We start from the raw sequence: 14,032 nt of genomic DNA, 5'->3' as shown, positions 1-14,032 counted from the left end.
AGTGAACGCAAGGGGAGGGCGAATGCGCAAGACGCTCGGATGGCTGCTGTCGCTCGTGGTGCTCATCGGCACCACGGGTGCGGCCGCCTCCACGGCACAAGCGGCCGATGCCACGGAACGGGCGGCCACCGCCGCACGGCCGGCCGCCGCCGCGGACATCAAGGACCAGATCCTCGGCATCCCGGGGATGAGTCTGATCGAGGAGAAGCCGTACCCCGGGTACCGCTTCTTCGTTCTCGCCTACGAGCAGCCGATCGACCACCGCCGGCCCTCGAAGGGGACCTTCAAGCAGCGCCTGACCCTGCTCCACAAGGACACCTCGCGGCCCACCGTCTTCTACACCTCCGGCTACAACGTCACCACCAGCCCGCGCCGCAGTGAGCCGACGACCATCGTCGACGGCAACCAGGTGTCCCTGGAGTATCGATTCTTCACGCCGTCCCGGCCCGACCCCGCCAACTGGTCGGACCTGGACATCTGGCAGGCCGCCAGCGACCAGCACCGCCTCTTCACCGCCTTGAAGAAGATCTACAGCAAGAACTGGATCGCCACGGGCGGCAGCAAGGGCGGTATGACGGCGACGTACTACGAGCGCTTCTACCCGCGTGACATGGACGGCGTCGTCGCCTACGTCGCGCCCAACGACGTCAACAACAAGGAGGACTCGGCCTACGACCGGTTCCTCGCCAAGGTCGGCACCAAGGAGTGCCGCGACAAGCTGAACGCCGTCCAGCGCGAGGCGCTCGTCCGCCGCGAGCCGCTGGAGGCCAAGTACGCGGCCGCCGCCGCGGAGAACGGCTGGACCTTCACCACCGTCGGCACCCTCGACAAGGCCTACGAGGCCGTGGTGCTGGACTACACCTGGGCCTTCTGGCAGTACAGCCTGCTCGCCGACTGCGCCGGCATCCCGGCCGCGGCGACCGCCTCCGACCAGGAGATCTGGGACACCGTCGACACCATCTCCGGCTTCTCGGCCTACACCGACCAGGGACTGGAGACGTACACGCCGTACTACTACCAGGCGGGTACGCAGCTCGGCTCGCCCGACATCAAGCAGCCGCACCTCAAGGGGCTGACCCGCTACGGCTACCAGCCGCCGCGCGACTTCGTGCCGCGCGACATCCCGATGACCTTCCAGCCCGGGGTGATGGCCGACGTCGACAACTGGGTGCGCGCTCACGCGGAGCGGATGCTGTTCGTGTACGGGCAGAACGACCCGTGGGGCGCCGAACCGTTCCACCTCGGCTACGGCGTGAAGGACAGCTACGTGATGATCGCCCCGGGCGCCAACCACGGGGCCAACGTCGCCAAGCTCCAGGACGGCGAGCGGACCCTCGCGACGGCGCGGATCCTCCAGTGGGCCGGGGTGGCGCCGGCCGCCGCCCTCACCGACGCGGGACGGGCGACGCCGCTGGCGAAGCCGGACCCGCAGCTCGACCGGCAGGACCTGCCGCGCGAGGCGCAGCTGCGCCCGTAGCCCCCGCCCGGCGGGGCCGCGGGCCCGGCGTGCGCGCTCAGTCGTACGTCAGCCCGTGGCCCAGCGGGTAGCGGCCCGGCACCGGAACCGGGAGGCGGCCCACGGGCCGCCGCGCACCGGTGATCACCCGGGCCGCCGCCCGCATCTCCACGTCCGTCCAGGAGTACGTCGCCAGTTCGGCGGCGCACTCCGGCAGCCGGGCGCCGTCGTACGGGTTGCGGATCGCGACGGCCACCACCGGCACCCCGGTGGCCAGCAGGTCCGCCACCAGTCTCCGCTGCGGGCTGTCGCCCTCGGGGACGTTGTACGTGCACACCACCACCGCCGCGTTGCCGGGCGCCGCCACCACCGCTGCCTCCGCCGCCACGGCGGAGGCCCGGCAGCCCAGGGCCTGCAACTCCCGCGCCAGTACCTCCGTAGGGGGCCCGGTGGTACCGCTGGGGGAGGGCGGGGCGGCGCCCGTCACCAGCACCCGGGGCGCGGCCGCCGCCTGCAGCGGCAACACCCCGGCGGGGTTGGCCAGCAGGGTCGTCGTACCGGCCGCGATCTCGTCGGCGGCCGCCAGGTGCGCGGACGACCCGACCACGTCCGCCGGCTCCGTGCCGGCGGTGTAGGGGGCGGCGAACAGGCCTCGGCGGGCCTTGAGTTCGAGGATCCGCAGCACCGATTCCTCGATCCGGGCCACGGTCAGCTCGCCCGATTCGACGGCCGCCAGCACGCTCCGGTACGCCAGTGCCAGGTCGGGCGGGTTCAGCAGCTGGTCGCAGCCCGCCTTGAGGGCCAGGACGGGTACCCGGTCGTTGCCGTACTTCTGGCGGACCCCGGCCATGTCCAGCGCGTCGGTGACCACCACCCCGCCGAAGCCCAGGCGTTCGCGCAGGATGCCGGTCACGATCGGCCGGGAGAGGGTCGCCGGGTCCCCCGAGGGATCGAGCGCGGGGAAGACGATGTGCGCCGTCATGACCGCGTCCACGCCCGCCGCGACCGCCGCCCGGAACGGCGGTTCGTCCAGCTCCTCCCACTGGGCCCGGGTGTGCCGCATCACCGGGAGCCCCACGTGGCTGTCGGTCTCGGTGTCGCCGTGTCCCGGGAAGTGCTTGGCGGTGGCGGCCACCCCCGCGCCCTGGTAGCCGCGGACTTGGGCGGCGACGAGCGCCGCCACCGCCGTCGGGTCGGCGCCGAAGGAGCGTACGCCGATCACCGGGTTGGCCGGGTTCACGTTCACGTCCGCGACCGGCGCGTAGTCCTGCCGGATGCCCATCGCGGCCAGCTCCGCGCCGGCGATCCGCGCGGCCCGGCGGGCCTCGGCGGTGGAACCCGTGCCGCGGTGGGCGGCGCCGAGCGCCATCGCCCCCGGCAGCAGCGTCGCGGGCTTGCCGATGCGGGCGACGGCGCCGTGTTCCTGGTCCGTGGACAGCAGCAGCGGGATACCGGCGCCCGAGCCGGTCGCCGCCTGCCGGAGGCCCTGCGACAGGGCGGCGATCTGCTGCGGGGTGCGGGTGTTGTGGGCCCACGCGAAGTAGATGACCCCGCCCAGGTGGTAGCGGGCGACGAGCTCGGCGGCGGTGCGCACCCCGAACTGCGCCAGGTTCGCCTCCGCGTCCGCCGCGTCGGGCTCGCTCGCGTGATGACCGTACGCCCGGGACACGAACAGCTGCCCGACCTTCTCGGCGAGGCTCATCCCCTCCAGCAGCCGGCGCAGCTCCGCCCGGTCCGGGTACCGCCCCGGCCGGCCGTCGGGACCGGAGTCCGGGGGGCGCGGGTCGTCGGGGGCGCCGTCGGAGGGGCCCTCAGGAGCGCTGCGGACGTCCGAGGCGGAGGAGGCCGGTGCGGTGGCCGTGACGGCGGCCAGGGCGGCCGCGGTGAGCAGGGTCCGGCGGGAGGCGTGGTTCGGCACGCGCCGGACCCTACTGCCGGGCTACGTCCCCGGAGCCGCGGACACTCGCGCTGTCCCCCGGAAGTGGCCCTTCGGGAGCAGTGGCGGTGCCGGGGGCCGGGCCGTCCAGTGCGCCTGGAGGGTGCGGACGGCCGCGGTGATGGCCGGGCGGCGGGCCGCGCCCGTCCGCCACAGCGCGTACAGCCGCCGCACCGGCCCCGGTTCCAGCGGTACGGCCACCGCGCCCTCGGGCAGTGCACCCGTGCCCAGGCGCGGTACGACCGCCACCCCGAGACCCGCCGCCACCAGGGCGACGATCGTGTGGTTCTCCTCGGCGACGTGCGCGATGTCCGGCTCGAACCCCGCCGTGCGCAGGGTCCGCACCAGCCAGTCGTGGCACACCCGCCCCGGGGGCTGGCACACCCACCGCTCGCCGCCCAGGTCGGCCCGGCGGATCACGGGGAGCGCGGTGAAGGGGTGCCCGGCCGGTACGACCAGGTCGCAGTGGTCGTCCCCGATCACCGCCTGCTCGATGCCCTCGGGGGCCGGGAGCGGGGCGATGTCCCAGTCGTGCGCCACCGCCAGGTCGGTGACCCCGCGCGCCACGAGGTCCACCGACAGGTGCGGGTCCACCTCCGTCAGGCGGACGTCCAGCGCCGGATACAGCGCGGCCAGCTCGGCCAGTACGCCGGGCAGCAGCCCGCGCGCGGCCGAGGCGAAGGCGGCCACGGCCAGCAGCCCGCTCGGCTGCCCGCGCCGTTCCTCCAGCGTCGTCTCGGCCCGCTCCACGATCGCCAGCAACTCCCGCGCCGTATCGGCGAGGTGGCGGGCCTCCTCGGTGAGGGCGACCCCCCGCCCGCGCCGCTCCAGCAGCGTGGTGCGGGTCTCGCGCTCCAGTTTGGCGATCTGCTGCGAGACGGCCGAGGGGGTGTAGCCGAGGGCGGCCGCCGCGCCCGCGACCGAGCCATGGACGGAGACGGCGTGCAGGGCGCGCAGCCGGGACAGGTCGAGCATGGCGCGATGGTAGCTCCGCGCGGCCGGGAGACGTAAGCGTTGCTTCATCCATCGCGGAAGAGATCCGCGCTGGTGCTACATGGTCCGGCCGCCGATGCTCGGAGCATGCGTCCCGTACACACCGCACTCGCCGTACTCGTCACCGCCGTCTGGGGTTTCAACTTCGTCGTCATCGAGATCGGTCTCGGCCACTTCCCGCCGCTGCTCCTGTCCGCCCTGAGGTTCCTGGTGGCCGCGCTGCCCGCCGTGTTCTTCGTCGGCAGGCCCAAGGTGGCCTGGAAGTGGGTCCTCGGCGTCGGAGTGGCCCTCGGCATCGCCAAGTTCGGCCTGCTGTTCACCGGCATGGCCGCCGGGATGCCCGCCGGCCTGTCCTCCCTCGTCCTGCAGATCCAGGCCGTCTTCACCGCCGTGCTCGCCGCCCTCGTCCTGCGCGAGCGGCCCGGACCGGTGCGGATGCTCGGCATGTGCGTGGCGCTCGCCGGGATCGCGGTCGCCGCCGTGGACCAGGGCGCCTCCGGGCCGGTCGCCGGTTTCACGCTCGTCGTGGCGGCCGCCGCCTGCTGGGGCGTGTCCAACGTGCTGACCCGCAAGGCCGCCCCGCCCGACGCGCTCAACTTCATGGTGTGGGTGTGCACCGTCCCGGTGCTGCCGCTGATCGGGCTGTCGCTGCTGCTGGAGGGCCCCGAGCGGGACGTGGCCGCGCTGCGCGCCCTGGACTGGTCGGGGGTGGCCGTCATCGGGTACGTCGCCTGGATCTCGACGGTGTTCGGCTTCGGCGCCTGGGGCTACCTGCTGCGCCGCTACCCGGCCTCCGCGGTGGCCCCGTTCTCGCTGCTGGTCCCCGTGTTCGGCATGTCGTCGGCGGCGCTGGTGCTCGGGGAGGACATCTCCGGCCCGCGCTGGCTGGCCGCCGCCCTGCTCGTCGGCGGGGTGGGCCTCACCTCGCTGGCCCCCGCGCGCACGAAGGCCCGTACGGCGCCGGCCGGTCCGGCGGCCGCGCCTGCGGCGGCCGCCGCCACTCCCGCACCCTGACGCGTCCGTGCAGCACACCGCCTTCGAGTAATGGTGGAGTAAAGACCTGCCCCCGGGTGCAACCCCCGGCGGCCGGGACGGGTCGTAAGGAGCGTCGGCGCTTCCGGGAGGGGATCTGGGGGGATCGGGAAGTCCGGCACGGGAGGGGTGACCGTGAGGGGGTCCGGCCGCAAGGCCGGGCCCCCTTCGGTTTGTCCACAGGCGCGCCGCCCTGTCGGCGGCGGCCGGTACTTTCTTGGCATGACGAGCGACGGGGCAGTGCAGGCAGTGCACCTTGCGGTGGTGGAGGGGGTGCTGGAGCGCATCACCTACGCCAACGAGGAGAGCGGCTACACGGTCGCCCGGGTCGACACCGGCCGGGGCGCCGGGGACCTGCTGACCGTCGTCGGATCCCTGCTCGGCGCGCAGCCCGGCGAGTCGCTGCGCATGGAGGGCCGCTGGGGCTCCCACCCCCAGTACGGCAAGCAGTTCAGCGTCGAGAACTACTCCACGATCCTGCCCGCCACCGTCCAGGGCATCCGGCGCTACCTCGGCTCCGGCCTCATCAAGGGCATCGGCCCGAAGATCGCCGAGCGCATCGTCGACCACTTCGGCACCGACACCCTCGAAGTGATCGAGGAGGAACCGGGGCGGCTGATCGAGGTCCCCGGCCTCGGCCCCAAGCGGACCAAGCTGATCGGCGCCGCCTGGGAGGAGCAGAAGGCCATCAAGGAGGTCATGGTCTTCCTCCAGGGCGTCGGCGTCTCCACCTCCATCGCGGTCCGCATCTACAAGAAATACGGGGACGCCTCCATCTCCGTGGTCCGCAACCAGCCCTACCGGCTCGCCGCCGACGTGTGGGGCATCGGCTTCCTCACCGCCGACCGCATCGCCCAGGCCGTCGGGATCCCGCACGACAGCCCCGAACGGGTCAAGGCCGGGCTCCAGTACGCCCTGTCCCAGTCCACCGACCAGGGCCACTGCTTCCTCCCGGAGGAACGGCTGATCGCCGACGGGGTCAAGCTGCTCCAGGTGGACACCGGGCTGGTCATCGAGTGCCTGGCCGAACTGGCCGCCGATCCGGAGGGGGTGGTCCGGGAGTCCGTGCCCGATCCGCAGGGCGGCCCGCCGCTCACCGCCGTGTACCTGGTCCCCTTCCACCGGGCCGAGCTGTCGCTGGTCGGCCAGGTCCGGCGGCTGCTGAACGCCGAGGAGGACCGGATGCCCGGCTTCCAGGACGTGGACTGGGACAAGGCGCTCGACTGGCTGGCCGGCCGCACCGGGGCCAGGCTCGCCCCGGAGCAGCGGGACGCCGTCCGGCTGGCCCTCACCCGCCGGGTCGCCGTCCTCACCGGCGGCCCCGGCTGCGGCAAGTCCTTCACCGTGCGCTCGATCGTGGAACTGGCCCGGGCCAAGAAGGCCAAGGTGGTGCTGGCCGCGCCCACCGGCCGGGCGGCGAAGCGGCTCTCGGAGCTGACGGGGGCCGACGCCTCCACCGTGCACCGGCTGCTGGAGCTCAAACCGGGCGGGGACGCGGCCTACGACCGGGACCGCCCCTTGGAGGCGGATCTCGTCGTGGTGGACGAAGCCTCGATGCTCGATCTGCTGCTGGCGAACAAACTGGTGAAGGCGGTGGCCCCGGGCGCGCACCTGCTGCTGGTCGGGGACGTGGACCAGCTGCCGTCGGTGGGCGCGGGCGAGGTGCTGCGGGACCTGCTCGCCGAGGACGGACCGGTGCCCGCCGTGCGGCTGACGAGGATCTTCCGCCAGGCCCAGCAGTCGGGGGTGGTCACCAACGCCCACCGGATCAACACCGGCGTGCCGCCCATCACCGACGGCCTGCCGGACTTCTTCCTCTTCCCCGAGGAGGACACCGAGGAGGCCGGCCGGCTCACCGTGGACGTGGCCGCACGGCGGATTCCGGCCAGATTCGGCCTCGACCCGCGCCGTGACATCCAGGTGCTCGCGCCGATGCACCGGGGCCCCGCCGGGGCCGGCAACCTCAACGGCCTGCTCCAGCAGGCGGTCACCCCCGCCCGGCCCGGCCTGCCCGAGAAGCGGTTCGGCGGCCGCGTCTTCCGGGTGGGCGACAAGGTGACCCAGATCCGGAACAACTACGAGAAGGGGGCCAACGGCGTCTTCAACGGCACGGTCGGCGTCGTCACCGGTCTTGACCTGGACGAACAGCGGCTGACGGTGCGTACGGAGGAGGACGAGGAGGTCGCCTACGAGTTCTCCGAGCTCGACGAGCTGGCCCACGCGTACGCGGTCACCATCCACCGGTCCCAGGGAAGCGAATATCCCGCCGTCGTGATCCCCGTCACGACCGGGGCCTGGATGATGCTCCAGCGCAACCTGCTCTACACGGCCGTGACCAGGGCGAAGAAACTGGTCGTTCTGGTCGGGTCACGCAGGGCGCTCGGCCAGGCGGTGCGTACCGTTTCCGCAGGCAGGAGGTACACGGCTGTCGCCCCCAGGCTGTCCGGCCGGATACCGGTGGGAAACATCACCTAAATGATCGATCATTTTGGGTTCCGCCTTGTGCGCGCAGGGGGCAGGATGTTCAGGTTGGCGGCACTCAGTGCCGTAGACAGCACCAAAGGCCGACCCCGAGTGCACTCTCCTGCGCCAAATGGGGGAAGGTAGAGGCAGTCAGGGCACCTCGAAGAAGAGGCACTACGTCGGTGAGGGATGACGTGAGCGACAACTCTGTAGTACTCCGGTACGCGGACGGTGAATACACCTACCCGGTGGTCGACAGCACCGTCGGTGACCAGGGCTTCGACATCTCGAAGCTGCGGGCCCAGACCGGGCTCGTCACCTTGGACAGCGGCTACGGCAACACCGCCGCCTACAAGTCCGCGATTACCTACCTCGATGGCGAGCAGGGGATCCTGCGCTACCGCGGATACCCGATCGAGCAGCTGGCCGAGCGTTCGACCTTCATCGAGGTCGCCTACCTGCTGATCAACGGGGAGCTGCCGACCGTCGACCAGCTCGCGTCGTTCCGCAACGAGATCACCCAGCACACGCTGCTGCACGAGGACGTCAAGCGGTTCTACGACGGCTTCCCGCGCGACGCGCACCCGATGGCGATGCTGTCCTCCGTGGTCAGCGCGCTGTCCACGTTCTACCAGGACAGCCACAACCCCTTCGACGAGAAGCAGCGCCACCTCTCGACGATCCGGCTGCTGGCCAAGCTCCCGACGATCGCGGCGTACGCGTACAAGAAGTCCGTCGGCCACCCGGTGGTCTACCCGCGCAACGACCTCGGCTACGTCGAGAACTTCCTGCGCATGACCTTCTCCGTGCCGGCCCAGGAGTACGACCTGGACCCGGTCGTGGTCTCCGCGCTCGACAAGCTGCTGATCCTGCACGCGGACCACGAGCAGAACTGCTCGACCTCCACCGTGCGTCTGGTCGGCTCCTCGCAGGCGAACATGTTCGCCTCGATCTCCGCCGGCATCTCGGCCCTGTGGGGCCCCCTGCACGGTGGCGCCAACCAGTCGGTGCTGGAGATGCTCGAAGGCATCAAGAACGACGGCGGCGACGTCGACGCCTTCATCCGCAAGGTGAAGAACAAGGAAGACGGCGTCCGCCTCATGGGCTTCGGGCACCGCGTCTACAAGAGCTTCGACCCCCGGGCGAAGATCATCAAGGCGGCGGCCCACGACGTGCTCTCGGCGCTCGGCAAGAGCGACGAGCTGCTCGACATCGCGCTCAAGCTGGAAGAGCACGCGCTGGCCGACGAGTACTTCGTCTCGCGCAACCTCTACCCGAACGTGGACTTCTACACCGGTCTCATCTACCGGGCCATGGGCTTCCCGACCGAGATGTTCACCGTGCTCTTCGCGCTCGGCCGCCTTCCCGGCTGGATCGCCCAGTGGCACGAGATGATCAAGGAGCCCGGCTCCCGCATCGGCCGCCCGCGCCAGATCTACACCGGCGAGGTCCTGCGCGACTTCGTCCCGGTCGAGGCCCGCTGACCCGAGGCGCCTCACGCCCGACGGGCCGGCACCCGGCCCGAAAGGGCCGGCGTCCCGCCCGGAAGGGCCCGCGCACAGGAAAAGCGCCCCGCCGTCGATCCCCCCACGGGTCGACGGTCGGGGCGCTTTCCTTTCCCCGGAACGGATTCCCCCCACGGGACCCGAGCCGGGGTGTCGGCGAGGAGTGCGGTCCTGATGCACTCCGACGGGGTTTCTGCCGGGACCCGCACGGGTCGGGAGGGCCGCTCAAAGCTCCCCGGGGTGCACGTGTCCCGGCCGGCTGATGCCCGGGACGTCCCCCAAGACCTCCCGTGAACGTCCCCCAAGACGTTCCTGGCATCACCCCCATTAGACCCGGGCATCTGCCCGATGGTTACGTTCGAATCACTGTGATCTGCGTCTCCTGTGAAGGAGTTGTGTGCGCAGTGCGAAGGGGATCCTCTAGCGGAAGGACCGCAACCGCAGGCTGTTGGTCACCACGAACACCGAAGAGAAGGCCATCGCCGCACCGGCGATCATCGGGTTGAGCAGGCCGGAGGCCGCCAGCGGCAGCGCGGCCAGGTTGTACCCGAAGGCCCAGAAGAGGTTGCCCTTGATCGTGGCCAGGGTCCGGCGGGAGAGCCGGATCGCGTCCGCCGCCACCCGCAGGTCGCCGCGTACGAGCGTCAGGTCGCCCGCCTCGATGGCCGCGTCGGTGCCGGTGCCCATCGCCAGCCCCAGGTCCGCCTGGGCGAGGGCGGCCGCGTCGTTGACGCCGTCGCCGACCATCGCGACCGTACGGCCCTCCGCCTGGAGGCGGCGTACGACCTCCACCTTCTCCTGCGGGAGCACCTCGGCGATCACCTCGTCGATGTCCACCTCGCGGGCCACCGCCTCGGCCGCGGCCCGGTTGTCCCCGGTCAGCAGCACCGGGGTGAGGCCGAGTGCCCGCAGCCGCGCCACCGCCTCGGCGCTGGTCCCCTTCACCGCGTCGGCCACGCTCAGCACCCCGCGTGCCTGCCCGTCCCAGGCCACCAGCACCGCCGTGCCGCCCGCGGCCTCCGCCGCGGCCTTGGCTCCCGCGAGGGCGGCCGGCACGGCGGTGCCCTGCTCCGCCAGCAGCCGCTCCCGGCCCACCAGGACGGAGCGCCCCTCCACCACGCCCCGTACGCCCAGCCCGGCGAGGTTCTCGAAGCCCTCGGGAACCGGCAGCGCCCCGGCCCGCTCGGCGGCGCCCACCGCGACGGCCCGGGCGATGGGGTGCTCGGAGGCGTGCTCCAGGGAGCCGGCCAGGCGCAGCAGCTCCAGCTCGTCGACGCCCGGGGCGGGGTGCACCCCCGCCAGGGTCATCCTGCCGGTGGTGACGGTGCCGGTCTTGTCCAGGACGACGGTGTCCACGCGCCGGGTCGACTCCAGCACCTCCGGCCCCTTGATCAGGATGCCGAGCTGGGCGCCCCGGCCGGTGCCGACCATCAGCGCGGTCGGCGTGGCCAGTCCCAGGGCGCAGGGGCAGGCGATGATCAGGACGGCCACGGCGGCGGTGAACGCGGCCGTGGCGTCGTCGGTGATCAGCAGCCAGGTCACCCAGGTCCCGAGGGAGAGCAGCAGGACGACGGGCACGAAAACGGCGGAGATCCGGTCGGCGAGGCGCTGCACCTGGGCCTTGCCGTTCTGCGCCTCCTCGACCAGCCGCGCGATGCGGGCCAGCCGGGTCTGCGCACCGACGCGGGTCGCCTCGACGACCAGCCGGCCCGACATGTTGACGGTCGCCCCGGTCACGGCGTCGCCGACGCCCACGTCGAGCGGGACGGACTCCCCGGTCAGCAAGGAGACGTCCACGGCGGAGCTGCCCTCGGCCACCGTGCCGTCGGTGGCGATCTTCTCGCCGGGCCGGACCACGAACCGGTCCCCGACGGCGAGAGCGCCCACCGGGATCCGCACCTCGCGGCCGGCGCGCAGGACGGCGACGTCCTTGGCGCCCAGCTCCATCAGTGCCTTGAGGGCCGCGCCCGCCTTCCTCTTGGAGCGGGCCTCCAGGTAGCGGCCCAGCAGGATGAAGGTGACGACGCCGGACGCGACTTCCAGGTACAGGGCGTCGCCCGTGCGGGAGACGGTGAGGTCGAAGTCGTGCCTCATCCCGGTCATGCCGGCGTGGCCGAAGAACAGCGCCCACAGCGACCAGCCGAACGCGGCGAGCGTGCCCAGCGAGACCAGGGTGTCCATGGTGGCCGCGCCGTGCTTCGCGTTGGTCCAGGCGGCCCGGTGGAAGGGCAGCGCGCCCCACACGGCGACGGGCGCGGCCAGCGTCAGCGACAGCCACTGCCAGTTGTCGAACTGCAGGGCCGGGACCATGGCCAGCACCACGACCGGCAGCGCCAGTACGGCACTGACCAGCAGCCGTTGACGCAGGGCGGCGAGCTCCGGGTCGGCCGGGACGGCGTCCGCCGACGTCGCGGCGGCGGTGTCCGTGCCGGTGCCGGCGGCGGCCTCCGGTGCGGGGGGCTGCGGGGGCTCCTCGGCGGTGTAGCCGGTCTTGACGACCGTCGCGATCAGGTCGGCCACCCGCACGTCACCCGAGTACGAGACCTTCGCCTTCTCGGTGGCGTAGTTCACCGTGGCGCTGACCCCGTCCATCCGGTTCAGCTTCTTCTCGATGCGGGCGGCGCAGGAGGCGCACGTCATCCCGCCGATGACCAGCTCGACTTCCGCGGCGCCGGCCACCGCCACCGGTCCTTCGTGCACTGCGCTGCCGCTCATTTCCGGCTCATCTCCGGCTCGTTTCCGGCTTCAAGGGGAAAGGCCGGGCCGTACGGGACCGGTGAGGGTGGTCCCCGTACGACCCGGCAGGGTCCTTCGGCGGTGCTACCCGCCTCAGGCCCGGCCCGCCAGCTCGTACCCGGCCTCGTCCACGGCGGCGCGCACGGCGTCCTCCTGGAGCGGGGCGGCGGAGACCACGGTGACCTCGCCGGTCGCGGCGACGGCCTTGACGGAAGTGACCCCCGCCAGCGCCGAGAGCTCGGCGGTCACCGCGCCCTCGCAGTGCCCGCAGGTCATGCCGGTCACCCGGTAGACGGTGGTGGTCTGGGTGTCCGTCTCGGCGCTCATGTCGTTCTCCTCTTCGAGGGCGGGTCGGTCGCGGGCGTGGCGTCTTCACACCATCTTCCCCGATTACCTCGAAGTGTACCCCCAGGGGGTATTCGTCGGCTGGATCCGGTTCAGTCGCCGCGGCGGTTCCGGTTCCCCGGGCGGCGGGCCACCCAGGCGCGGATCGTATCGTCGTACCAATAGGGCTTCCCGTGCTCCACATGGTCGGGAGCCGGCAGCAGTCCGTGCTTGCGGTAGGAGCGCACCGTGTCCGGCTGGACCCGGATGTGGGCGGCGATCTCCTTGTACGACCACAGCTGTCGGTCGCTCATGAACGACACCTCCTTGTCCACGCCGCTGGGGCCGGCCGGGAGGCCGTCGGGGGAGCCGGGGCGCGGACGGACGATCACTCGGGTTGTGCCCGGGGAACGACCCGTGGTGACAGCGGGGCAGTGCCTGTCGATTGTCTGTGACGGAAAACCCGCGTAACGCGGACACGCGTGACACGGAAGCGACTTCCGTGACGGAAGCGGCACGCCGTCGCGACGGAAGGTGGCATGCCGTGCGCGCCGGCCGGCGGGCCTCAGCGGTAGAGCGCGGGCCGTTCCACGAGTTCCACGGGCGTCCGCACCCCGCTGCGCGCGGCGGCCAGTCCCGCCTCGGAGACGGCCGCGGCCGCGTAGCCGTCCCACACGTCGGGACCGTCGATCCGCCCCCGCGCGGCCGCCGCCACCCACCGCCGCACCTGGCGGTCGTAGGCGTCGGCGAACCGGACGAGGAAGTCCTGGGCGATCTCCCCGCCCCACCGGCCCCCCGACTGCACGACCATCGCCCGGGCGTCCCCGATCCGGGCGCTGCCCGCCTCGCCGACCGCCTCGCACTGCACCTGGTAGCCGAAACCGCAGTTGACGAAGATCTCCACATCGACGATGACCCCGCCCGAGGTCTCCAGCAGCACGAAACGCGGATCGCTCAGCCCCTCGGGCGCGGCCGAGGAAGGGGTGGGGGACAGGACCGTCACCGCGGTGACCTCCTGCCCCAGCAGCCAGCGGGCGGCGTCGACTTCGTGGACCACGGAATCGCTGATCAGCATGTCGCTGGTGAAGAAGGAGGGGGAGGACGCGTTGCGGTGGCGGCAGTGCAGGAACAGCGGCCGGCCGATCCCGCCCCCGTCCAGCAGCTCTTTCAGCCGCTCGTACTCGGCGTCGAAGCGCCGCATGAAGCCCACCTGGACCAGCCTGCGGCCGAGCCTGCGCTCGGCCTCCAGCACCCGCAGGGCCCCCGCGGGATCCGGGGTCAGCGGCTTCTCGCACAGCACCGGCAGCCGACGCGCCAAGGCGTGCAGCAGCGCCTCCTCGTGGGCGGGACCGGGCGAGGCGACCAGCACGGCGTCCACGCCGGGCGCGGCGAGCGCCGCCGCGGCGTCGCTGTGCGCGCTCACGCCGTCCAGGCCCGCCACGGCCTCCTTGGCCCGGTCGCCGTCCGGATCCGCCACGGCCACCACCCGCGCCCCGCCGACCGTCCGGCCGATCCGCCGGACGTGGTCGGCCCCCATCCTCCCGGCTCCGATGACGGCGATGCCGAGCGTGCTGGTCATGTGGAAGT

The 14,032-nt window shown here is 72.4% G+C and carries 10 protein-coding genes; 4 read left to right on the top strand and 6 right to left on the bottom strand.

All coding sequences use genetic code 11. The annotated features are described in order from the left end of the window. Positions 1-22: 22 nt before the first annotated feature. Entirely contained in the window at positions 23-1,477 is a 1,455-nt protein-coding gene (locus ACIA6C_RS03855) for a S28 family serine protease (RefSeq protein ID WP_361136773.1), read from the top strand. 37 nt (positions 1,478-1,514) lie between these two features. Here the strand turns inward: ACIA6C_RS03855 and ACIA6C_RS03850 are convergent, their stop codons facing one another. After that, entirely contained in the window at positions 1,515-3,374 is a 1,860-nt protein-coding gene (locus tag ACIA6C_RS03850) for a glycoside hydrolase family 3 protein (RefSeq protein WP_399272702.1), read from the bottom strand. A gap of 21 nt (positions 3,375-3,395) precedes the next feature. Next, complete coding sequence (locus ACIA6C_RS03845; protein ID WP_399272700.1) at positions 3,396-4,367, bottom strand: LysR family transcriptional regulator; 972 nt, start codon at positions 4,365-4,367, stop codon at positions 3,396-3,398. Positions 4,368-4,472: 105 nt separating this feature from the next. On the opposite strand from ACIA6C_RS03845, the gene ACIA6C_RS03840 reads away from it, so the two are divergent. The 3 genes from ACIA6C_RS03840 (at position 4,473) to ACIA6C_RS03830 (ending at position 9,364) form a co-directional block, all read left to right on the top strand. After that, positions 4,473-5,399 carry an EamA family transporter gene (locus ACIA6C_RS03840; RefSeq protein ID WP_399272698.1) on the top strand — a complete coding sequence of 309 codons (927 nt, stop codon included), beginning with the start codon at positions 4,473-4,475 and terminating at the stop codon, positions 5,397-5,399. Positions 5,400-5,639: 240 nt separating this feature from the next. Then, positions 5,640-7,892 (top strand): ATP-dependent RecD-like DNA helicase, encoded by a 2,253-nt coding sequence (locus tag ACIA6C_RS03835; protein WP_399272696.1) that lies wholly within the window; start codon positions 5,640-5,642, stop codon positions 7,890-7,892. Positions 7,893-8,074: 182 nt separating this feature from the next. After that, a complete protein-coding gene (locus ACIA6C_RS03830; RefSeq protein WP_190182534.1) occupies positions 8,075-9,364 on the top strand; it encodes a citrate synthase in 1,290 nt (429 codons plus the stop codon). Positions 9,365-9,805: 441 nt separating this feature from the next. Here ACIA6C_RS03830 and ACIA6C_RS03825 read toward each other — a convergent pair whose 3' ends face one another. The 4 genes from ACIA6C_RS03825 to ACIA6C_RS03810 form a co-directional block, all read right to left on the bottom strand. Then, complete coding sequence (locus ACIA6C_RS03825; RefSeq protein WP_399272693.1) at positions 9,806-12,100, bottom strand: heavy metal translocating P-type ATPase; 2,295 nt, start codon at positions 12,098-12,100, stop codon at positions 9,806-9,808. A gap of 114 nt (positions 12,101-12,214) precedes the next feature. Then, positions 12,215-12,448, bottom strand: coding sequence for a heavy-metal-associated domain-containing protein (locus ACIA6C_RS03820; protein ID WP_361136785.1), 234 nt, complete (start codon positions 12,446-12,448; stop codon positions 12,215-12,217). 110 nt (positions 12,449-12,558) lie between these two features. Continuing rightward, a complete protein-coding gene (locus tag ACIA6C_RS03815) occupies positions 12,559-12,759 on the bottom strand; it encodes a MerR family transcriptional regulator (protein ID WP_366079060.1) in 201 nt (66 codons plus the stop codon). A gap of 251 nt (positions 12,760-13,010) precedes the next feature. Further along, the gene (locus ACIA6C_RS03810; RefSeq protein WP_366079061.1) at positions 13,011-14,024 is read right to left on the bottom strand and encodes a Gfo/Idh/MocA family oxidoreductase; all 1,014 of its coding nucleotides are present in this window, start codon (positions 14,022-14,024) and stop codon (positions 13,011-13,013) included. Positions 14,025-14,032 lie beyond the last annotated feature (8 nt).

Source organism: Streptomyces sp. NPDC051578 (assembly GCF_044454045.1).
Classification (GTDB): Bacteria; Actinomycetota; Actinomycetes; order Streptomycetales; family Streptomycetaceae; genus Streptomyces.
The sequence above is the reverse complement of the archived record's forward strand: the minus strand, read 5'-3'. Positions and strand labels throughout refer to the sequence as shown.